This window comes from Flavobacterium seoulense (assembly GCF_000695795.1).
Lineage (GTDB): Bacteria > Bacteroidota > Bacteroidia > Flavobacteriales > Flavobacteriaceae > Flavobacterium > Flavobacterium seoulense.
In genome coordinates, this window is the sequence record NZ_JNCA01000031.1 from 24,579 (window position 1) to 48,395 (window position 23,817).

General features: G+C 35.1%; 18 protein-coding genes. 2 read left to right on the forward strand and 16 right to left on the reverse strand.

Annotated elements, in window-relative coordinates:
• Positions 1-31: 31 nt before the first annotated feature.
• From FEM21_RS14590 to FEM21_RS14610, 5 genes are all read right to left on the reverse strand, one after another.
• Positions 32-661, reverse strand: a complete 630-nt coding sequence (locus FEM21_RS14590; RefSeq protein ID WP_035661931.1) for an RNA polymerase sigma factor — start codon at positions 659-661, stop codon at positions 32-34.
• A 114-nt stretch (positions 662-775) separates the two neighbouring features.
• On the reverse strand, positions 776-2,728 hold the full coding sequence (locus tag FEM21_RS14595) for a glycoside hydrolase family 97 protein (RefSeq protein ID WP_236353672.1): 1,953 nt from the start codon (positions 2,726-2,728) through the stop codon (positions 776-778).
• 192 nt (positions 2,729-2,920) lie between these two features.
• The gene (pelA, locus tag FEM21_RS14600) at positions 2,921-4,111 is read right to left on the reverse strand and encodes a pectate lyase (protein ID WP_035661935.1); all 1,191 of its coding nucleotides are present in this window, start codon (positions 4,109-4,111) and stop codon (positions 2,921-2,923) included.
• A 31-nt stretch (positions 4,112-4,142) separates the two neighbouring features.
• On the reverse strand, positions 4,143-4,787 hold the full coding sequence (locus FEM21_RS14605) for a LamG-like jellyroll fold domain-containing protein (RefSeq protein ID WP_081824711.1): 645 nt from the start codon (positions 4,785-4,787) through the stop codon (positions 4,143-4,145).
• 112 nt (positions 4,788-4,899) lie between these two features.
• Positions 4,900-6,588, reverse strand: coding sequence for a glycoside hydrolase family 28 protein (locus FEM21_RS14610; protein WP_035661937.1), 1,689 nt, complete (start codon positions 6,586-6,588; stop codon positions 4,900-4,902).
• 167 nt (positions 6,589-6,755) lie between these two features.
• On the opposite strand from FEM21_RS14610, the gene FEM21_RS14615 reads away from it, so the two are divergent.
• Positions 6,756-7,322, forward strand: coding sequence for a hypothetical protein (locus FEM21_RS14615; protein WP_035661939.1), 567 nt, complete (start codon positions 6,756-6,758; stop codon positions 7,320-7,322).
• 56 nt (positions 7,323-7,378) lie between these two features.
• Here the strand turns inward: FEM21_RS14615 and galB are convergent, their stop codons facing one another.
• The 9 genes from galB to FEM21_RS14660 all read right to left on the reverse strand — a co-directional run bounded on the left by galB (position 7,379) and on the right by FEM21_RS14660 (position 19,407).
• Positions 7,379-9,805 (reverse strand): beta-galactosidase GalB, encoded by a 2,427-nt coding sequence (galB, locus tag FEM21_RS14620; RefSeq protein WP_051627626.1) that lies wholly within the window; start codon positions 9,803-9,805, stop codon positions 7,379-7,381.
• A 157-nt stretch (positions 9,806-9,962) separates the two neighbouring features.
• The gene (fucP, locus tag FEM21_RS14625) at positions 9,963-11,264 is read right to left on the reverse strand and encodes an L-fucose:H+ symporter permease (RefSeq protein WP_081824712.1); all 1,302 of its coding nucleotides are present in this window, start codon (positions 11,262-11,264) and stop codon (positions 9,963-9,965) included.
• A gap of 21 nt (positions 11,265-11,285) precedes the next feature.
• A complete protein-coding gene (locus tag FEM21_RS14630) occupies positions 11,286-11,729 on the reverse strand; it encodes a MaoC/PaaZ C-terminal domain-containing protein (RefSeq protein ID WP_035661941.1) in 444 nt (147 codons plus the stop codon).
• A 134-nt stretch (positions 11,730-11,863) separates the two neighbouring features.
• Positions 11,864-12,931, reverse strand: a complete 1,068-nt coding sequence (locus FEM21_RS14635; protein WP_035661943.1) for a Gfo/Idh/MocA family protein — start codon at positions 12,929-12,931, stop codon at positions 11,864-11,866.
• Between the two features lie 2 nt (positions 12,932-12,933).
• Positions 12,934-14,163 carry an ABC transporter substrate-binding protein gene (locus FEM21_RS14640; protein WP_035661946.1) on the reverse strand — a complete coding sequence of 410 codons (1,230 nt, stop codon included), beginning with the start codon at positions 14,161-14,163 and terminating at the stop codon, positions 12,934-12,936.
• A gap of 1 nt (position 14,164) precedes the next feature.
• The gene (locus FEM21_RS14645; protein WP_035661949.1) at positions 14,165-15,301 is read right to left on the reverse strand and encodes a CaiB/BaiF CoA transferase family protein; all 1,137 of its coding nucleotides are present in this window, start codon (positions 15,299-15,301) and stop codon (positions 14,165-14,167) included.
• Positions 15,302-15,378: 77 nt separating this feature from the next.
• Positions 15,379-16,515 carry a CaiB/BaiF CoA transferase family protein gene (locus FEM21_RS14650; RefSeq protein ID WP_035661951.1) on the reverse strand — a complete coding sequence of 379 codons (1,137 nt, stop codon included), beginning with the start codon at positions 16,513-16,515 and terminating at the stop codon, positions 15,379-15,381.
• The gene (locus FEM21_RS14655) at positions 16,512-17,660 is read right to left on the reverse strand and encodes an ABC transporter substrate-binding protein (protein ID WP_035661954.1); all 1,149 of its coding nucleotides are present in this window, start codon (positions 17,658-17,660) and stop codon (positions 16,512-16,514) included. Before FEM21_RS14655 ends, FEM21_RS14650 begins: the two co-directional genes overlap by 4 nt.
• Before the next feature lie 148 nt (positions 17,661-17,808).
• Entirely contained in the window at positions 17,809-19,407 is a 1,599-nt protein-coding gene (locus tag FEM21_RS14660; protein ID WP_035661957.1) for a fucose isomerase, read from the reverse strand.
• 268 nt (positions 19,408-19,675) lie between these two features.
• On the opposite strand from FEM21_RS14660, the gene FEM21_RS14665 reads away from it, so the two are divergent.
• Positions 19,676-20,545, forward strand: coding sequence for an AraC family transcriptional regulator (locus FEM21_RS14665; protein WP_035661960.1), 870 nt, complete (start codon positions 19,676-19,678; stop codon positions 20,543-20,545).
• Positions 20,546-21,205: 660 nt separating this feature from the next.
• Here FEM21_RS14665 and FEM21_RS14670 read toward each other — a convergent pair.
• On the reverse strand, positions 21,206-22,126 hold the full coding sequence (locus tag FEM21_RS14670; RefSeq protein WP_035661962.1) for a dihydrodipicolinate synthase family protein: 921 nt from the start codon (positions 22,124-22,126) through the stop codon (positions 21,206-21,208).
• A gap of 28 nt (positions 22,127-22,154) precedes the next feature.
• Positions 22,155-23,711, reverse strand: a complete 1,557-nt coding sequence (locus tag FEM21_RS14675) for a sodium:solute symporter (protein ID WP_035661965.1) — start codon at positions 23,709-23,711, stop codon at positions 22,155-22,157.
• Between the last annotated feature and the right edge of the window lie 106 nt (positions 23,712-23,817).

Here is a 23,817-nt window from a genome sequence, read left to right on the forward strand (position 1 = left end):
AAAACCATTCAATTATAAAGACGTGATTTGATTACAAAAGTGGCAATGAAAAATGAAAAAAATTATTAAAAAAAAATAGCCCTAATAAAATTAGGGCTAATAAACTGAGAATATAATGATTGTGTAAGTAATTCCGAAGAAAGTTTAAAGCTTGTAGCAAATGCCATCGAACGGTTCTTGTCGCTATACCTAATTCTTTACTAATATAATCGGAATCCTTTCCTTCCATTCGGCTCAGCAAGAAAACAGAACGTCTGGGCTCTGGTAAAAGTGCTGCTCCTTCGTTTATAATTTTAGTTAATTCCTGAAACTCATACTGTTCATCTGGTTTAAAAAATAATTCTTGTAATTTTTCATCTTTCAACGAATTAGTTTCAATAAGCTTTTTTCTAATATGGCTAATAATTAGATTTCGACTAACTATAAAAAGATAATTTTCAAAACTGTTTACTTCAGATAATTTATTTCGTTTTTCCCAAATCTGAATGAAAATATCTTGTGTTAATTCCTCAGCTATTGGATAAGACTTTACAAAACTAAGAGCATGTTGCAGTACTTTTTGCCAATATCTTTCCACCAGCCGGGTATAAGACAATTCATCACCTGACGCAATACTCAATAAAAGAGCAGCTTCATCTAAAGCTATCAAATTAGAATTCATATCTATATGATTGACAATTAATTTAAAGTATAAGATTTAAACAAACATAATTAAAATACATTCGCAAACAAGAATATTATTTTTGTCTAAAGTATTTTATTATGCTTATTTCACTTAATTCACTAACACCACAGCTCCATTACAAGGAATCGTCACTTCGATTTCCTGATTCTTTTTCAGTTTTGTAGCTGTTAACTTTCCATTCAATTGTGCATCGTCAGTATATTGTTGCAATTCGGTACCGGCAGCAATCATTGGTAATTTTACTTTTATTTTAACTGTTTCTTTTTGAGCATTGATTCCGGCTACATACCATTTATTTCCATGACGACGCGCTAATATGGCGTATTTTCCAGGATAACCGTCAATAAATTTAACCTCATCCCAGGTAGTAGGTACTGTTTTCATAAAATCGATTGCCCATTTTGGTGCATCGGTTAAATTGTTTGGTGCAAGAGCAAAATGCTGAACACTACTTTGAAACAAAACTGCTGTTGCCAATGCGTAAACATCAGAAGTCATTCTTTTCGAACCTTTATTTGGCGTGTTTTTATCATTGTAAAACTTGTTCAAAGCACTTCCACCAAAATCCATACTTCCTACCGTATTTCTAATAAAAGTATGCAAAGTGGCACTAAAAGCTTCAGTATCACAATATTTTTGACCAAAATAAAGATTTTCACTTGCTAAAACTGCTTCACTGGAAACATAATTAGGAAACATTCTTTCCCAACCACGAGGTAAGGTAGTTCCGTGAAAAATAACTGCAATACCATAATCATTAGCATCAAATAAAATCTCCTCGTATAGCTTCATGGTTTCCTGTTTGTCACCACCAAAGAAATCTACTTTAATCCCTTTGACACCTATACTTTTCATCCACGCCATTTCCTTACGTCGTGCAATACTATTATTCATTATTCCTCTAGGCGTTTGAGGCGCATCATTCCAATATCCGTTAGAATTATACCATAAATAGAAGCTAACTCCCTTACTAGCTGCATATTTTGCTAATTCTTCAATTTTATCACGTCCTACCTGAGTATCCCAAAGCGCATCAACTAAAAGGGTTTCATAACCTAAATCAGCACTAAAATCAATATATCTTTTTTGTTCCTCATAGTTCATACTTTTTTCCATACCAATAATCCAGCTCCAGGTTCCCTTAGTATATTGGTATTTTTGAGAAGCTTCATAAAGTGGTTTTACTAAATCAAATGGTACTGTAGTTTCAACAATTGGTGCCAAGGTTTCGCCCACAGTAATCGTTCTCCAAGGCGTTTCGCCAGGTAGTCTGATTCCCGGAGTTGATGAACCAATACCGTTATTTTCTCCTTCCATCGGAAAGCCAATGGTGTATAAACCTTTTTCATTACCTAACAATCTGCTGGCACAATACTGACTGTCCACTCCGGTTTCTGAAATCAAAACCCAGCCATTATTTTTGACTTTGAAAAGACAAGGAAAAGTATAACCTTCACCATCTCCATTTTTACCTACTGCTGCATCAACAACATACGGAATTTCATAACTAGGCATTGTTCTTTTCCAACCAGCCATCGCTTTACTTTGAGCCGAAAGAAAGCTAGTTGTTCCTTCAGGAAATAAAAATCCCGAAGTTTCCTCTTTTACAACTGCTGTAAGCGCTTCTTTTTGCGGATATACCTTGTACTTGAAAGCAACATCATTATTACTTACTCTAAAAGTAATATCAATCGCTGTTTTATTTTCTTTTGTAAATGAAAATACGGTTTCATTAGCTACATAATGTACTTTGCTTTGCTTGATAGTAGGCAATTCATAAGTTTCATCAATTTTGTTTTGAACCGGCTTATCTTTTAATTCTAAGCCTGTGCTAAAATCTCCCACATCTGTTTTTAATCCAATAGGTGATGGTTCTAAAAACAATTTGCCTTTATAGGAAACACTATAAGTTGGCGTTCCATTTTTGACAGCTAAATTTACTGTTAGTTTTCCGTCAGGACTGCTTACAACAGTTTGTCCCTGTACAGTAGTAACAAAAAAACTGAATAAAATAAGATGAAATAAGAATTTGAAATTGGTCAATTTCAAATGGTTTAAAATAGAAATAGTCATTATATATTTATAATTAAGGTTAGTAAAGCCAAAAATATCAAATATTTATTGGTTTCAAAATCATAAAGTGTGTTTTTAACACTTTATTTTTTTAGATTCCAAAATTATAAGTATAAAAAAAGACAGCTTTCACTGTCTTTCTTCTTTCGAAAATTAAATTCTTTATTTCTTTAAAGCATCATTAGATGGAGCATATTTTTGCTGCCAATCAGGATATTTATCCAATACTTTTTGCGGTGAATAAGTGTACCAGGAGTAACCATTGCGGCGTTCTAGACTAACTTCGGCAAGGGAGTACAATAATTCGCTATTTCGATCAGAAAATAACGATTTATTAGTTCCCAATTCATAATAACGTGTCCAGATAGGAGCTGCGGTCGAATCTGAAACCACTTTGACATCATGCTTCATGGTTTTGTATTTTGATTCCAATGCTTTAATCTCAAACGATTCTATTCGGGTATTGTAGATTTTAGAATCTTCAAACCATTTCACCGCACTTTGAATCGATTGTACAATTCTTTCATTTGGTTTTTTGATTTTCATCAAAAACAAAACTACCTCAACACTTTCGGCATTACAAATACTTGGGGGTTCAAATTTTCGGGCCCAGGCAGGTAATAAAGTTTCCTCATCATGTTGTTGACACCAGGCTGTCAGTCTTCCATTATCATTAATTTGCATGTTTAAAATACAATCAATTCCCTTGTTGTAAGATTGTGTAACTTTCGATTTCAAGCCTTCGTCTAAAAAAGAAAAATTAGGATTGTTATTGACGATTTTGTCTAACAAATTCATAATTCCCATATAAGCACCGTCATTGAAAGTAATATGACGACTGTAATTTTTTTCTAACGGAAAATATTGCGGCCAGCCTCCGTTAGCATATTGAGCATCGAGTATAAACTGAATTCCTCTTTCGCAGGCAACTTTGTATTTTTCAATTTTTGTCGCAGTATAAACCTGAGCTAAATAATATACATGAGTGTAAGTCGTTTCATTGTCAAATGTGGTATGTAGCATTGCTTTGGAAGCTGCTACTTTTTCGACTTGTTCCGGAGTTAGAATCGCTTTCATATCATAATTCTTAGGCCAGCCTCCATTGTCACGCTGAAAAAGAATCATATTATCGGCAATTTTAGTGTAATCAGATTCGGGATATTTAGGCTGATTAGGAACCGGATCTACTAAATTAGTTGGATCTTTAATTCCGTACCAATGTCTTTCGCTATCACCAAATGGTTTTGTAGTTATAATATCAGCATTTTTAGCTCCAGATTGGGCATTTACAGAAAGACTTGAAAATGCGAGTGCACTAAGAAATGTAAATTGTATCCTTCTATTTCGGTTCATAGTTGTGGTTTTTTGGGGTTGGTTTAATAATTTAAAATGTTAAAAACTGATTTGGTTTAAGTGCCTGGGGCGAAATTTGTATTTTATAAATTGCTCCTTTAAACCAGGAAACTTTATTCATGCGTACGCCAATAGAAGTTTGTCCTTTTTCTATGGGATGAAACTTGTAATCTTTATGTAATTCCTGATTTCCGTTGACAAAAGTAGTCAGACTATTGGGTGTAACCACAAAAGCCACATGATACCATTTTTCTAAAGGATGTAATAATTCCTCTGTGGCTAAAGCCAACTTCACGCCTCTTGAAGCCACAAAACCATCAAAGTACCAATTATTGTCAACAACGCGTATTTCTAACAACGTTCTGTCGCCTGTCAGTTCGCCAATTTGTAAAATGCGTTGTTCAAAAACACCATTACTTTCGGGTTTAAAAATCATTTCGATAGTGAACGATTCTAAATCTTTTAAGGGCATTTCGTTTAAAAACAAAGCATCGTCAATTCCGTCAAAAGCGACTGCCTCGCCATAAGGAGAATTTACAATTACAGGATTGCTTACAATTGTGGTTTCTTTTTTATTTTGAAGCAAAGATGCGACCCGCCATTCTGTGTTTTGAGCTTTCGAAACAAAAGAAAAAAACATAAACAACAACACTGTAAATATTGAGGTTATTTTCATTTTCTAATTTTTTAAAAATGAATAGTAAGTTGACTTTTTCTAAATGAAATCAGGGATAAAAAAATCTCCAGAATTGACTAACTCTGGAGATCTTAATTGGTTTATTTTATGTTTAGAATTTCACAGCTCCTTTACGAACTTTACTTCCCACAAAAGTTTTCTTAGAAAGATCAAGTTTTGGCGAAGAAGTCAATTGAATTTTCTCTGAAGCTTCTCCGTTAATCGTAATTGCTTTTGGTGAAGTCGAATTGAATTCGATGTTTTTAAGTTCCATATTTTTCACATTAAAAACATCAAAAATTGCAGTGTCTTTAATATCTAAAGTAGCATTTGTAATTTTAATTCCTTTAGCATCAACAATAGTAAAACCTTTATCAGCCTTAGCTTTCAAATTAGAAATTTCAATATTTTCTAAATTCATTTCAGGCAAACCTTGTAAAAATACTGCTTGCTGAGCTCCGTCAACCGTAATGTTTTTCATCGAAATATTCTTGAACTGAGGCGTTTTTTCATCAACAGGAACACTCTTATTTACTACAGGAGTTCCGCCTTCTTCTAAAGTTTCAGCAATTGATTTTCCTCCGTAATACAAATTAAATGAAATAGCCTGAGACGGAATATTAGTCATAAAAACATCTGAAATAAAGATATTTTCAACAACTCCTCCACGTCCGCGATTACTCTTGAAACGCAATCCTACGTCAGTTCCCATAAAAGTACAATTAGAAACGTGCATGTTTTTTACACCACTTGACATTTCACTTCCCACAGTTACACCACCGTGTCCGTGATACACAATATTGTTTCTGATAATAATATTTTCGCATGGTACAGCACGATCACGACCGTCTTTGTCTTTTCCTGATTTGATACAAATAGCATCATCACCTACATCAAAACTAGAATTTTCTACCAATACATTTTTACAGGATTCTACATCAAGACCATCCCCATTTTGAGAAAACCAAGGATTACGAACCGATACATTACGAACAATTAAATCCTCAATCATTAAAGGGTGAATATTCCATGCTGGCGAATTTTGGAATACAGGTCCGTCAAACAAAACTCTTTTACTGTTTTGAATACTTACCAATACCGGACGAAGAAAATCATGAATTTTTTCGAAATCTTCTTTCGTTTTTAAATCCAAACGCACATTTTGATCAGCACCTTCAGACGCATTCATAAAAACTTCTGATGGATACCAGCTCGTTTGCGTTTTATTAACAACACCTCCAGATGCAACAAATTTTTTCCATTGACTTTCGGTTAATTTACTTCTTTTTGCTTGTCTCCAAACTTCGCCTGAACCATCCCAAACACCTTTTCCTGTAAAAGCAACGTTCTCTAAATTTTTACCATAAAGTGGCGAAATACAACGCCATGTATTCAATCCCTCAAAACTGGTTTCGATTAATGGATACAAACTTTTATCTGGTGAAAATTTGATTAATGCTCCACCTTCAGCATGCAACTCTAAATTACTTTTCAAAATAATTGGTCCTGTTAACCAAATCCCAGGAGGAATAATTACTTTTCCACCACCTTTTTTAGAAACGGCTTCAATAGCCTTTGCAAATGCCTCTGTATTTAAAACGTCACCACCACTTACGGCTCCAAAATCTTTGATGTTTACTGAATTATTAGGAATTACTGGTTCCTTAACGATAGCCATTTTAAATTCAATTCCTTCGTAGTTTGCATTGGAATTTGAATTTTGAGCCACACTATTTTGCGACCAGCTGGATAGCATAACAACAAAAGCAGCAAACAGGAAATTTCTTGATTTATTTTTCATTCTCGTTTTTTTTTGGTTTATTTTTTGAATTTAATGACGAATGTAATCGATTATCCCACAAATATATTTAAAATTAATTGATTTTAGCTCAATAAGCATACCACTCTTTTAGTTAAAATTTATTTATAGAAAATTCTTATTTTAGTATAAATATTAAAAGCTAAAAAATGAGAACTATTAGATTATTACTACTCTTTTTCATTTCTATTTTTTGTCTTTCCTGTAAAAAAGAAGAAAAACCAAGTGCTAAATCTGAAGAAAAGCCCACTTATAAGTATTTTGAATACTCATTTGATTCAGAAGACACTAATTTTTCGATGCAAATAAAGCCTAATGATAGTATCTATATTAGAAATCGATTTTATCATTGGCACTCAAAAAATGATATTAAACCAAAAGAAATTGAAACGTACTATTTAGCAATTATAACTAAGTCCCAACGAAAGGAATTAAATAGTTTAATTTCTAAAATACCATTTAAAAAATATGATTCACTCTACCAAAAAGACTGTTTCAGGAAACATTACGTCACTTATATCGATAAAGATTCTATAAAAAAATTAGTGTTTGTGAGTGATTTTAAAAAATCTCCAGATCAATTAGATAGTTTAATCAAGTGGTTAAATATATTTAAAACCAATTCAAAATGGATTAAAACAAGTAAAAAAATAGATTTTAAAACTAGAAAATACGTAACTATACCACCTCCTCCTCCGATGCCAGTAAAAAAATAGAAAAAAACCCTCTTTTGAATCCAGAAAAGAGGGCTTCCTAATTTTATTATCAATTTTTATTTTGTAGAACTAATGTTTAAAGTTCCTGTCTTTAAACCTTTGCCACTAACCGTTAATTCTATATTTCCGGCTTCTTTTAAGGATTGAACCAGCACTACTAATTTTCCGCTAAAAAGCTTCATTGTTGGCAAATGAAATTGTTCCAGCGAAGTTGCATCTCCATTGCAGGCTGCTCTGTAAACTCCTTTGCCTTTAACTTTAAATTGCAATTGGTTTGTAGCCGTAGGACATGGAATTCCTTTTTCATCCACTACCGAAACGGTAACATACGACAAATCTTTACCATCTGCCTGGATTGTCTTTCTGTCGGCATCTAAAACAATTTTGTAAGCCTTCCCTGCAGTATGAATTTCTTCTTCTGCAACAGCTTTTCCGTCTTTATCAAAAGCAACTACTTTCAGCGTTCCCGGTTCGTATTTAACATCCATCCACATCAAACGGTAACGGTTTTGTGGTGTGGCGTTATTCTTTTTTTGGATTCCCATACTTTTTCCATTTACAAAAAGCTCAGCGCTATCATAATTGGTGTAAACAAATACCGGTGTCACCTGACCTTCACGTCCTTCCCAGTTCCAATGTGGTAAAATATGCAAAGTTTCTTTTTCGGTATTCCAACGGCTTCTGTACAAATAGAATCGGTCTTTAGGCAAACCGGCTAAATCATTAATGCCAAAATAAGAACTGCGTGAAGGCCATTTTTCATCATAAGGCGTTGGCTCACCCAAATAATCAAAACCGGTCCATACAAATTCGCCAATAACCCAAGGTTTATCATCCTGCAACACAAAATCCTCATCAGGCACATTAGACCAACTACAGGCTTCCAAATCATAAGATGAACTTTGGAAGTCAGGATATTGTTTGTTTTTTTCTTTTACCACAGGAAATTTATAAATCCCTCTTGAACTTACGGTAGAAGCCGTTTCAGAACCTAAAATAAATCCTTGTGGAAATTTCTTAAAAGCTTCTTCATATAAATGCACTCGATAATTTAAGCCTGGAACATCTAACAAAGCTCCAAAACCAGATTCCATAGTAGCCTTAACCTGATCCATACCCACAGTAACCGGTCTTGTTGGGTCTTCACGGTGGAAAATTTCCTGTAACCATTTGGCACGTTTCACCCCGGCTTCTCCCCATTGATCCGGAACTTCATTTCCGGAACTCCACATTACAATAGAAGGGTGATTCCTGGTGGCATGAATTAAATTAACCAAATCTTTCTCGGCATACGCTTCAAAAAATCGATTGTATCCATTCTTAACTTTTGGCTTTGCCCATTCGTCAAAACTTTCAGCTAAAAACATAAATCCCATTTCGTCACACAATTCCAGTTGTTCCAATGATGGCATATTGTGAGAACTTCGAATGGCATTACAGCCCATATCCTTCAAAATAGTCAATTGACGACGTAAGGCTGCCACATTTATTGCTGTTCCTAAAGGACCTAAATCGTGGTGCAAACAAACTCCTTTAAACTTTCGTACTTCACCATTCAAACTAAATCCTTTATTGGCTTCGTATTTTATATCACGAATTCCAAAACGGCTTGTAACTTCATCTTTTAATTCGTCTCCCACGAACCATTGAGAAACTGCCTTGTACAAATAAGGAGTTTCAGGACTCCACAACTTTGGATTTTTGACCTTGATATTTTGATCGAATTCATTTCCGAATTTTGTTGTTGCCTTATCAGAACTTAGTTTTTGTCCATTAGCATCAAAAATAGTGGTCACTAAATAACCGTTTTCACCAGTCGCTTTTGTTTTAACGTTTACTTTAGCAACTTCCTTGCTAATAAAAGGCGTTGTAATAGAAGTTCCCCACTGATCAATGCTTTCCTTATTTTTTATAATAAGACTCACTTTTCTGTACAAACCGGCACCCGGATACCAACGGGAAGCAAATTCCTTGTTAGTTAATTTTACCGCCAGGGTATTTTCTCCTGCTGAAATGAAATCAGTGATATCAAAATAAAAATAGCTGTAACCATAAGCCCATTCGCCCACCTTTTTACCGTTTAAATAAATCTGTGGTTCGCTCATGGCACCTTCAAAAAGCAGGATCACTTTTTTTCCTTTCTCAGAAGCCGAAATGGTAAATTTATTTCGATACCAGGCTGTACCGATATGAGGTAAAGAACCTGTTCTTCCTGTTTTTTCAGAAGCTGTTTTTTCACCATTTTGAACAATCGCTACACTCTGTTTGTCTATTTCTTTATCAAAAGGACCATATATTGCCCAATCATGCGGAACGGTAACCGACTCCCATTTTGAATCTTTGAAATTGCTCTGAAAAGCATTTTCTAAATCGCCTTTTTGAAACTTCCAGTTACTGTCTAATTCTCTCACAACTCGCACCTGAGAAAAGGAAACTTGTGTGGTTATAAAAAAAATAAATAGAAAAATTTTAAACTGTTTCATCTTAGTTTTTATAATTGGTTGCTTATTGATTTTTTAAAAAGTTGATAAAAATAGCTACATTCTAATTGCAAATCACAATAAGTAAACAACTTATTACAAAAAACCCGACCACTTTTTGAAGCGGTCGGGTTTTTGATTATTTTATAGAAAAATAAAATTAAGCTACTTTTTTCACCTTGTGTCCAAACATACCAAAATAAAGAATGATTAAGAAACACGCTAACGGAATTGAGTATCCTAATTGAATATCATCATGATTCATATCAATCAAGGTTCCCATTCCATAAGGTAAAATTGCTCCTCCTACAATGGCCATCACTAACCAGGAAGAACCTGTTTCAGTATTGTTTTTCAAATCTACTAATCCTAAAGCAAAGATAGTTGGAAACATAATCGACATAAAAAATCCGATAGCTCCAAGCGCATAAATTACATAAATTCCGCTTCCGTAAATTGCTACTGCGCAAAGAACTGCACAACAAACAGCATAAATAGAAAGTAAAACATAATCTTTTACGTATTTTAAAAAGAAAGTTCCAATGAATCTTCCTGCCATAAATAAAACACCATAAAGACCTAAATAATATGCTGCTGTAATTTCGTCCATATTAGCACCTTTCTCTGCCATTCTGATAAAGAAACTTGTTACACAAACCTGTGCACCTACATAGAAAAACTGAGCCACAACAGCCCAGCTTAAATGACGGTGTTTTAAAACAGAGAAAAAACCAGGCTTTACCTCAACTTCAGTATGTTCAGGTTTCATTGATGGCAAATGCATGAAATAAAACAAAATAGCAACTAAAACTAAAATGGTTCCTAAAACAATATAAGGCATTTTTACTGATGCTGCTTCGCCTGCTAAATAAGCTACTCTTTCTGCTTCTGGCATTGCCGCCATTTGTTCCGGAGTAAAACTTTTTCCCGAAAGAATAAATACTGATCCTACAATTGGCGCTACCATTGCAGCCAAACCATTAAAAGAAGCAGCTAAATTCAGTCGTTTAGAAGAAGATTCTGGTGGTCCTAAAATTGCAGCATACGGATTAGCACTCGTTTCAAGAATAGTTAATCCACAACCTATAATAAATAAGGCTACTAAAAACAATTCATAAGCACGGGTATTTGCTGCAGGAACAAATAAAAAGGCACCTGTTGCAAAAACTAAAAGTCCAATGATAATACTGTTTTTATAACCTACTTTTTTAATAATCATTCCCGCCGGAATTGCCATAAGAAAGTAAGCTAAAAATACCGCCGTATCAATTAAAGTCGATTGACGATTATTAAGCTGACAGGCTTTTTTAAGGTGTGGAATCAAAATAGAATCCAGATTGTGAGCCATTCCCCAAAGGAAAAATAAACTCGTAATTAAAATAAAAGGCAATAGATAATTTGGTCCTTTTCCTTTTTCGGTGGGCACTGAATGTTGGTCACCCAACTGATTGGTTACTTGCATTTTTTATATTTATTTGGTTGGTTAATTTTTTCTTTTTACCAATAGTAAATGATCGCATACCATTACTACTTCGCCTCTTTGATTGATGATTTCCAAATGCTCTGTCACTGTTCCCATCTCTGGTCTTTTGGCATCACCTTTCTCTGAAATCGTAATTTCTGAATGAATGGTATCACCAATGTGTACCGGTTTTACAAAACGCATACGGTCATATCCTTTAGAAAAAGCTTCCGGATTAATTTCTGAAGCTGTTAGTCCAACACCAATTGCAAGTACCATTGTTCCATGTGCAATTCGTTGTCCAAAAGGCTGTGTTTTACACCATTCTTCATCCATGTGGTGCGGAAAAAAATCACCTGTGTGACCTGCATGAACAACAAAATCAGTTTCAGTAATCGTTCTTCCCAATGTTACTCGTTTTTCTCCTAATTGGTAATCTTCAAAAAAAGTTGATTTGAAATACATATTTTTAGTGTTTTAGTACTTAGTAATTAGTCTATTCTCAAAACTAAACACTAAGAGCTATATTAATAATTTAAATTGAGGAGTCTTTAGCTTTCCTTATCTAAGGACCAGGGACTAAGGACTTTTGTGTTTTTTTATAAATCCATTTGCGGAATTCCACCGTTTTTATTGCTTATGTAACAAGCTTCTACCACTTTCATAGTTCCTAATACATTTTCTACGCTGGCAAATAATTCATTATCTGAACCTTCTTTGTAACGCATTAAATTTGCCATTGTTCCCACAAAAGCTTCAGGAAACCAGGAACCTTCCAGTTGTACTTTTTTCCACTCATAATTTCCAGCTTCATTTTGTACCGAGTATTCGAAAACATCTTCTAAACCAGCTGGATAGTTCATTAACAATCCCATTTTAGCTTTGATGGCTCCTTTGGTTCCTTCCCATTTAATGTAGCTTTCTTCATGTTCTGGTCCAAAATGATGATCGTGATTCGTATTAATTACGGCACGCATAGTATCACCATAATCCAGAATAATTGTAGAACGCGAAGACGATAAATCTTTTAAGGGATGTTTCCAGGTTTTAGCCAAAACACTTTTTGGATCACCAATAAACGAACGAATACAATCAATATAATGCACCGAGTGGAATAAAATTTCCAATCTTGGATGTACTTTAACAACAGGGAACATTTCCCAAGGTGTATTTACAGTCACTTTGAATTCCAAATCATACAATTCGCCAATAATTCCTTCATTAATCAAATGACGGGCCGCTGCCACAAATGGAGCAAATCGCAATTGGAAATTAATAGCTCCTACCAGCTTTTTTCTTTCACAAACTTCCAGAATTTCTTTGGCTTCAGCCAAATCATTTCCCATAGGTTTCTGGATTAAAACGGCAGCACCATCAGGCAACTGCTCTAAAATTTCAATGTATTGTTCCGGCATTACAGTAATGTCATAAACAGCATTAGCAGGAGCAGCTTTTACTGCATCAGCTACGGTTTCAAAAGCATGTGTAATTCCAAATTCGGCAGCCATAGCTTGTGCCTTTGAAAATGTTCTATTCGTAATCCCGAAAACCTCAAATCCTGCCATTTTGTAAGCAGGTAAATGTGCATCTTTTACAATTCCGCTGGCGCCAATAATAATGATTGGTTGGTTGGTTTTTGGCAGTTGTGGTTTATAAGGGATTTGCATAATTATAGTATTTTTTCAATTTCGATTTGTGTGTTTTTTAATATATCTGCCGATGGAACATTAGTCTTTAATGCCTGCAAAACCATCTGGTCTATCAGTATAGCAATATCTGGCCAAACTGTGATTTGAGGCAAAGTCAATGCGTTTTCGTGCAAACTCTCTAACTTGTGGTAATAAGGAATCGTTGCATTAATTTCTGCATCTTTCCATGTTGATTTTCTACAGCCAATTCCGCCTTCATTTGTCAATAATTTGTCGCTTTCGGCAGTGGTGGCAAATCGTAAAAAGTCGTAGGCAATTTTTTTGTTTTTGCTTCCTGATCCTATGGTGTATAACCAATATACATTTAGCGAAGCTGTTTTTCCTCCAACTGCAAAAGGCAAAGTCGTAACATCTACTTTACCTTTTACTTTTGATTCGGCAATTACTTCACACATAGACGCAAATCCAAACCAGTTAATGGTCATTGCTCCTTCACCATTGGCGAAAGCCATTCCTGCTTCGACTGAACCAAAATCAGCCGATCCGGGATGAACAGCTGCCGTATTTTTAACAATATATCGGTAATAATCTAAGGTATCAATTGCCGCCTGAGTATTAACATTTACCTGATTTTCGGCATTTAGTAAAGAACCTCCTCTGGTCCATAAATGCAAACAAAAATCGAAAACCATGTTGTGCCCATCAGGATAATTGGCAAAAATACAGCCGTATAAATTTTCGCCTGAACGATTAAAAAAAGTAGCTATTTGTTCGAATTCTGTCCAGGTTTTAGGTGGTGCTAACTCGTAACCAAACTGCTTTTTGAAATTCTCTTTTTCAATTTTATCTTCGAATAAATCTTTTCTGTAAATCAAACATTCAGGGCCGTCGTGAAAAGGCAAACCATAGATTCCTCCGTTAATTTCCTGTAAATGCAACAAGGAATTATGCCAGCCTTCAGGAAAATCCTGTGGTGCTTTTTTAGCAATATAAGGCGTTAAATCCTGAACTGCATTGGCATGAGCCGCATCAAAAATCCAATCGGTATTGATGTGGGCAATATCCCAATTTCCTTTTTTCAAACCCTCTTCGGTAATGGTTTGTTCATACAAATCGTGCAATTCCATTGGAACCATTTCGACTGCAATACTAATATCGTATTTTAAGCAAAAGGCATCCCATAATTTTTGTAAGGCACTTTCGAAAGGACCAAATTTTCTAACCGCGATTCTAAATGTTGAGTTTTCCATACTAAAGATTAAATTCTTTTATGATACTTTGATTGTCCTGACCTAATTTTGGAGAACCTTTACCTGAAGTAAATAATTCGCCATCAATCCTAATAGGACATCTCGTAGTTTTATAGTTGTAACCATCTGTCATTTCGACCTGCTGAACAAAGTCTAAAACCTGAAATCCTTCTTGTGCAAAAAGTTCTTCATAGTTCAATACATTAGCGCACCAAATATCAGCTGGTTCTAAAATATTTAACCAATATTGCGAATCCTGAGTTTTTAAATGTGCTGCCAAAACTGATTTGATATCGTCTCTTAACGTAAATTTATTCTCTGGAAATTGCTTTAGTTCTTCGCAGCTAAGCAATTCAGCCAAAACAGGAATCGATCCCATAGCTAAACTCATGTAACCATTTTTGGTTTCATAAATTCCGTAAGGTGCCCCTAAATAAGCATTGGCATTATTGCTTTTTGTTCGAACAGGTAATTCACCACCATCATTAAAGAAAGTGGTAATCGTTTCAAACTGAAAATCAAACGCCGATTCCAGCATACTCACTTCTACCAACGCACCAGTATTTTGAGTTACTTTTCGGTACAAAGCTGCCAAAATTCCCTGAGCTAAATGCGCTCCTGCCAGCATGTCCACAATAGACAATCCCATAGGAACCGGACCATCGCCTTCATTTCCTGTGAGCCATGTCAAAGCCGTTAACGATTGCAACAACAAATCCTGTCCCGGCAAATCTTTAAAAGGACCTTTTGAGCCGTAACCGCTTATCGAAGCATACACCACATTAGGGTTTATTTTTTGTACTTCTTCATAACTTAATCCAATGCGTTCCATCACGCCTGGTCTGAAATTATGCATTACAACATCGGCTTTAGCCAATAGTTTTTTCAATTTTGCTAATTCCTCAGGTTGTTTAAAATCGATGGCAAAGGATTCTTTGTTTCGGTTGATAGTATGAAAAACAGAGGATTCTCCGTTCATAATCAAATCCGAAGTATATAAGGTTCTGCAAATATCTCCTGTTCCCGGTTTTTCGATTTTAATGACACGAGCACCCATATCGGCCAAACGTAAACTTGCCGAAGGTCCTGAAAGAAACTGACTGAAATCTATTATTAAATAATCTTCTAATGGTTTCATTTTTGTTTAATCGTTTTAACTGTTTAATTGATTAATCGTTTAATTGGTTTGTGATAATTACAAAACAAATAAACAAATCAACGAATAAACTCTTTTTTTATAACATCATTCTGTTCTCCTACTTTTGGTGCCGCCTTAGTGCTGGTCAAAATTTTTCCATCTAACTGAATTGGACTTCTGGTAGTAACAATTTTTTTATAATCTGAATTTTCAATTGTTTGCTTCATTGGCATACCAAAATCAATAGTATCCAAATCCTGATAATTCAATACTTTTCCACACCAAACACCTTTTCCAATCAATAAATCCAACCAATGATCGGTTGGTTTTTGAATAATGCGTTCGCTTAAAAGTGTTCTAATTTCATCACGGAATTCAAACCAAAGATGTTTTTCACGGTATTTTTCCAAGTTCACTTCGAGCAATTCGCTAATATACATTAAATCGCCCATAGCAAGCGAAAGATAGCCGTCCTGTGTTTTATACACACCATAAGGCGCACTTAAAAATGCATGCGCACTTCCGGCAACATCACCTCTTTTTTGCAATTGTCCACCATCGTTTAAGTACGAAGTGATAGCTTCAAATTGTACATCTAATATTGATTCGATCAAACTCACTTCGACCAAAACCCCTTTATTCGTTTTAGCTCTTTTTAATAAAGCTGCCAAAAGTCCTTGTACCAAATGATTTCCGCACATAATATCGGCAGTTGATAATCCAAAAGGAACCGGTCCCTGACTATCGCGTCCGCTTAACCACGTTAATCCTGATAAAGATTGTACTAATAAATCCTGTCCCGGTTTTTTAGCCCAAGGTCCTTCTTCTCCATAACCCGAAACTACGCCGTAAATAATCTTTGGATTGATGGCGATTGCATCTTCAAAAGCCAGTCCTATCTTATCCATAACACCCGGTCTAAAATTATGCGTCATGATATCAGCCTTAGTGATCAAACGTTTGACCAACTCTAAATCAGAAGGATTTTTTAAGTCCGCTGCAAACGAATCTTTATTTCTGTTGATGGTATGAAACAGTAAGCTGCTCTCATCTACAAACAGATCTTTAATACTTAATTGACGACAGGCTTCTCCTTTTACAGGTCTTTCGATTTTGATCACTCTTGCTCCTAAATCAGCCAGTTTTAATCCAGCCGAAGGCCCTGCCAAAAACTGGCAAAACTCTAAAACCACTAAGCCTTCTAAAGGTCTCATACTGTTTCTGGCTTAAGGGATTTTACATATAATGCATCCATTGCTCTCAAAACTGCAATTTCGTCTCCGCCATTCATCAAATAATCACGTACCAAATCTCCGGCATGATCCTGGAAATACATGTGCCCTGAATATCTCGGACGCAAGAAAGCACGCTCTAAAGCCGGTAAGGTATTTTTGAAATAATCATGAGTGATTCCGTTAATTCGTTCGCTTTTCCATGCCTGTAAATGTCCCGGTTGTCCACCATTGTCTGCAAAAATATTTTGCTGAACATGAGAAGAACCTGTGAATTCAGCATATTTCAAAGCTTCAGGAAGATTTTCACTGAAAGAAGAAACTGCTAAACCTGTTCCACCTAATGAACTGATCATTGACTGATCGTTTAATTTCACTAAGTCATAAAAATGAAGTAAATGTTTGCTGTAGCCAATTCTTGAATAATTAGAATAACCGTAAGCAAATGGGCAATAAGCAATTTCATCAGTATTCACCATTGCCTCATACACCTGAATTGGGTTTCTGTTAAAATTAGCCGGATCCATTAATTGGGCTAATTCGCGGTGCATTTGCAAAGCTTTAATTCCTGTTTCATCAGAAATAACGGTTTCCTGCGATTGAAAAGGAGCTTCGCCTAAACTACAACAGAAAGAATAAAAAGTCATCAATGAATCTACCGGAATTCCAGCAAAAGCAACCAATCCTTTTTTGGCTAAAGCCAATAAATCTTCATAAGTTTCAGGAACTTTGAATCCGTTTTTTTCTAAAATATCTAAACGGGCAGCAGCAACCGGTGTAGCCGCATCAATAGGCAAAGCCCACAATTTGTTATGAAAAACATAACTCTCGTATGATTTACCTACCGTATTTACTTCCTGATCTTTAATATATTCAGCCGAAAAATGATCTGACAAAGGCATAATCGTATTGGTAGCTGCACCAAAACCTGTCCATGGATGATCAATAACCAATAAATCAAATCGTTTTGCTAAATCTTCTATCGAAGCATCGGCAAATTCCTGTAAGCTTCTTTTTTCCCAACTAATTTCTACATCTGGATACAGCTCAGTAAAACGCTGAGAAGTGGCAACCATTGGCAAAAGCCCTCTTGTATGGTTCCATGTAATCCCTTTCAATTTCTTCATCTTTGTTCTATTCCTTTTTTAATTTTTTCGAAAATAATTTTCCGAAAACAAAACTAATGTTTTTTTTAAGTATTATTTATAAATTTTAAAACGGTTCTCAATAGACTTCGTTATAAAACTACTATTTATTGAAAACCGTTTTTTATGATTATAAGGCTACGTCACCACAAAAATGAACCTGAATTCCTAATTCCTGTAAGGCTGAAGCTTTAATTCGGCACAATTTGTTAGCTTCAGTTTCATTTTCGGCGTAGACCACATGAATATGATTTGCCTTGTGGCGTCCCATCATTTGGTCCCGACTCACACCTTTTAATGTAGCATTCATAATAGGCCATTGTGGTGTAGTCATGTTCCATCTTCGGTCTAATTCTTCTTTTGGTAAATCTACCGATTCTCCAATTCCTAAGTCGCAATGCAGCGCATCATCCATTACATAAATTCGGCTCCAGACAATCGAACCTGGTTTGCTGACTCCTTTTACACTTCCGCCACCTAATCTAAAATACATTTCAGGTTGTCTTTCGCTCGAAGTCCCTTTGTAACCATCTACAAAATGTTCCGGAGGAGCTGCTCCACTAATTAAGAATACCCAAACAAATCCGTCAATAGTTTCATTTTTATAATATTCACCATAACGTAAATCGTGCAGCGTATTTTCTCCTTTTAATCCCAGAGAACGCCATAAATTATAAGTAACTAAGGCATCTATTCCGGCACATTCGTCTACTTCATTAAAATGAGGCAAAGCTTCATTAGCAAACAATTCATTTCCCTCTTCGTCAAAAACCGGAGGACGATTTTGATTGTTTAACAAACCTTCAACCAAATCACTGGCAGGAACCAAATCCTTCAAGCCTTGCTGGTATTGAATTCCGATAGTGTCACAACCAAATTCAGCTGCGATTCGTACAGCTGCAATGTACATTTTGCATTGTAATAAAGTTTGGTTTCTGGTTAATTGCGTTGCTTCGTCTGTTCCCCAGGCAAATTGCATTCCTTTATCTAATAACCATTGTAATACTGCTTCGGCTTCTTCATCTTTTACCGTTAGCATTTTTGCATAAAGTGAAGACTGAGACAATCTTTCTTTATAAATCCCTGTTGGATGCAACAAATGATCCGGAACAATGGCGTTGAACATTCCCATACAACCTTCGTCAAAAACGCCCATAATGGCTTTTTCTTTTCTAAAAGCCTTTGCAAAAGCAGTTCCTTTAGCAAATTCATCTACAGGAATAAGCGTTTTATCAAATGCTTTTACATGACTTTCATCGGGTTGTACAGTAGCAGTTTGCAGCCAGTTTTTTAAATTCTTTTTGAAAAAATCATCACTAAAATCAACGCTCCAAAGCGTACTATATTGTACACCGGCTTTTGTTAATGAACCATTTAAGTTCAGCATTCCTACCAGTCCTGGCCATTCTCCGCTCCAGTTAGCTACAGTTAAAATAGGTCCCTGATGTGTGATTAAACCTGCCAAAACATGGTGCGAATATTGCCAGACACTTTCAGCAACAATTAATGGCGCTGTTGGGTCAATGTTTTTAAAAACCTGCATTCCCATTTTTTGGCTGTCAATAAAACCGTGCTGCTTTTTTTCGTCATAAGCATGTGCTCTGATGATTTTTCCGCCGGCTTCTGCAACGGCTTCTGATAATAATTGCTCCATTTGGGCTTGTGCATCCCAACATACCTGATTTGCCGATAAACGCAAATCGCCACTTGCTACTAAATAAATGTTCATTTCTTAAAATATTTATAAGCAATAAAACACAAAACAGTCTGAACTTTTTTCAAACTCCTTTGTGTTATGCTTTTGATGATTACTTTTTTGTTTTTAAACTCACTGTGTTTTTTAGAAAAAACCCCGATAGTCTATTTTCAAATATGCTAAAAATTAGCACTTCAATCTTGTTATTTATTCGCATCTATTTATAGGATATTATCATAAAAAGCATTTGTAATTGTAAAAATTACACTAATTTAGCAAAACCAACTTAAAACCATTGTCTATGAAGCCTTTATTTCATAAAGTCCCAACAAGCATTCAAAGTTCCTTTGAGGTAAGACATGACAAAAAACCTAATTTTGGCAAGCTCTGGCATTACCATCCTGAACTCGAATTGCACTTTGTTGCTAAAGGAGAAGGTGTACGGTTTATTGGCGATAACATTAGTAATTTCAGTTCAGGAGAAGTTATTTTACTGGGTGAAAATTTACCACATACCTGGCGTTGTCATGAAGAATATTATCAAAACAATCCTGAACTGGATGTAGAAGCCATTGTGATTCATTTTTTGCCCGATTGTTTAGGCAAAGATTTTATAAACTTACCGGAATCTTTTATGTTGCCAAAACTATTTGAAAAGGCAAAAAAAGGAATGATTTTTAATGGTAAAGCCAAAGAAGAACTGATGGAGCTCATGAAAAAAGCACCATATGTCAATCAGATTGACAAGTTGATTATACTTCTTACTATCTTAAAAATTTTATCAGAAACCGAAGAATATACCGAAATTACTTCTTCGCATGCTTTTTATCAATCTACTGAATCTGATTCAATCAGACTCAACAAAATATGCAGTTATACGCTTTCGAATTATAAAAAAGAGATTACGCTGAAAGAAATTGCCGCTTTTAGCAACCTGAGTGTTACTTCTTTTTGCCGTTATTTTAAGTTAATGACTAAGAAAACCTATTATGATTTTTTAATAGAAATCCGCATCAGTCATGCTTGCAGATTATTGATTGAAAATAAAATCCCTACTGAAATGATTTGCTTTGAATGTGGTTTTAATAACGTATCTAATTTTTACCGACATTTCAAGAAAGTAGCGGGAATTACCCCTATGGAATACAAGAAAAGGTATTTATCAAATTAAGTTAAGCTAGTTTTTAACCACAAAGAGCACAAAGGTTTTCGCAAAGTTCACAAAGAAATTTTCACCATGTAAGACATATAAGTTTTTTATCTGCTAGAACTATTTAAAAGTTCTTATAAGCTGTTTTCATAAATGAAAATAAAAGAAAAAAAATTGCGAATTTGCGGTGTTTTATTCACAACGTTTACAAAGAAAAACACAAAGTTGTGTAATGATTTTTTTTCAATTTCTTGAATTTTTCAAATCAGTGTTCCAAAAAATAATCTGGAAATAAGCCTTAATTTTTAACCACAAAGAACACAAAGTTTTTCGCAAAGTTCACAAAGAAATTTTATCATATAAGGTATATAAGTTTTTTGTTTCCAAAAAGTGTTTAAAAGTTCAAATAAGTTATTTTCATAAATGAAAATTAAAATCTGTGGGAATTCTTAAACTCAAATATTAGAAAAAAATTAGTGCATTCGTGGCAAAAAAACAATTATCAATCTGTCTGCCCAAAATAATTTCTAATTAGAAATTGTATTCAAAACCAAAATTATGGTCAAAAAAGGTTCCAAAATATTCTTATACGATGTCCAAAACAGGGAGGAGCTGGGCATAATACAAAAACTTATCGAACAGACAAATTAATAATCACTAACACTAACCAAAATATATAAACTAGAATGACAATTCATTCTGGAGAATATCGTACTCATTTTGCAGTTGATCTACTGCCTTTTTTACAATTGGAGTAAAATTACCTACTTCTCTACGTGTAAAATTAGAAATAGACAAACCTCTTTTTTGCAAAGTATATTTAGCCACAATAGGATACACATCGTGCATAACTCCCATATTTGACTCTAAAAATTGTTGCACCGCCACTAATTCTTCAGCTTTGGAAGCATCATTATAATTATCGCAAATCCAGACAATTAATTCAGGAAAGAAATTCCCCTGAATACAGGACAATCCAGCCGAACCTGCTTTTAAAGATTCAATCGAATGAACCATATAAGCATCGTACAAACCAAATTCAGGATTTTTTACCACACTCAATTTCGCTTTAATCTGATTGATATCTAAACTAGTGTCTTTATGATAAATTACTCTTCCGGTATTAACAAAATCTCCTAATTGCTCAGCAGTCAATACTCTTTTATAAGGCACTGGACATTCGTAAAATCCTGTTGGAATTCCCGGCGTCAAGTCTAATAACTGATGTACATTGTTTACAAATACTTCATCCGAATCAGTTTCTTTAGCCAATAATCCGGAAATCAAAATTACGGCATTAATTCCTGTTCCGTAAATTTTATTGGTAAAATCTGCTTGTTGCTGAATTGTTCCTTCAAAAGTTCCCGTAGCCACAATAGGCACCTGCCCATCAACTACGTCAACTACATGTTTTGTTAGCTGAAGACGTTCGGCTTCCGACAATTCAAACATTTCACTCGACAAACAATTGGCAAACAAACCAGTAACTCCCGACTTTAAATAAAGTTCGGTAAGAGCTGTTAGTGTTTTATAATCAATGCTTCCATCATTATTAAATGGCGTTAACATTACCGGAATAAATCCTTTTTTTGAATTGTTCATCGTTATTCTATTTTCTTCTTTTATTATATTAAGCTTTTACGCTTTTAAATTTTGCTATAGTTGCTCCTGTCAGATAAATCGAAAGTGTTCCTATCACAATTACCATATTAGCATGAAGCGGACTTCTTAAAAAATCATATTGATCCGGAATTAAATACGAAAGTGACAACCAGAGAATAACCATAATACCTACAATGGTCGCTGCAATAGCCTCGGTATTTCCTGATTTTTTACTAATAATTCCCAAAAGGAAAAGTCCAAGCATTCCCCCTGCAAATATTCCTGATAATTGCCACCAAATATCCAGAATACTTTTTACGCCTATCATTGCAATTCCACAAAGCATTCCGGCTAACCCAAATAAAACGGTTCCTATGTAAAGCAAACGCATATTTTGTTTGTCACTGATTTTTCTTTTCGAATAACGCTTATAGATATCTTCTGAAAACACCGTTGCCGATGCATTCATTCCCGAACTAATCGTACTCATAGCCGCCGAAAGAATCGCCGAAACAATTAATCCTAATAAACCTGTAGGAATCATATTCACCATAAAATGTGGCATTACTTTATCTCCGTAATCGGATGGTTGTAATGTTTTGGCATAATTCGCAATATCTGTTTGTGAAGCTGCTGTTCCTAGATGTTCGGCTGCTGCCTGTAATTTTATGGGTTCAATCAATCCCGGCGTTACCTGATAATATGCAAATAAACAGGAACCAATCATAAAGAAAACCAATGAAACCGGAACAAACATCCAAACGCATAACCAGATGGATTTTGCCGCTTCTTTAGCAGAAGAAGATGCATGATAACGCTGTACATAATTTTGATCCATCCCAAAATTATTCAGGTTAATAAAAAAACCGTACAACAATACTACCCAAAATGTTGAAGTTGTAAAATCGAGCGAGAAACTTCCCAGACTAAACTTATCGTTTTGTTGTCCTATCTCTATTATTTTAGAAACACCGCCAGGCATTTTTGAAATAATCAAATACATAATCAATAAGGCGCCTCCGGTTTTTAATATGGCCTGAACCACCTCGGTCCAAATCACCGCTTCAATTCCTCCTAAAACGGTATAAACAACAATACATATTCCGGTAACCAACATGATGGTTTCCATACTAAAACCTGTCAGGGCTTGCAGTGTAAGGGAAATTCCAAAAAATACCGATCCCATTCGGGTAATTTGTGTCAGCAAGAAACAAACCACAGCATAGGTTCTGGCCCAGGGACCAAAGCGCTTTTCTAAGTTAGTATAAGCCGAAACTTCTCCCGTACTGCGATAAAAAGGTACAAAATATTTAGCCGCTACCCAGGCTGCAAATGGCATCGAAATACTAAACACAAACGCATTCCAGTTTCCTCCAAACGCCTTACCGGGAACTCCTAAAAAAGTATTACTGCTTAAAAATGTAGCATAAATAGACAATCCTATTGCCCAACCGGGAATCTTACCCGAAGCCTTAGTATATTGCTCTGCACTCTTGTTTTTTCTGGAGAAATAAATTCCCACGCCAACCATTGCAATCAAATAAATGGCAATTATAGCGATATCTAAAAATGGTAAATTTTTCATTTATTAAAGATGGGATTTAAAATTCAATTTCTCCACATCAATAAGTATATCGTACAACTTATTGATGATTTTACAAATTTATTCGAAAACTACAACGATTTCCTAT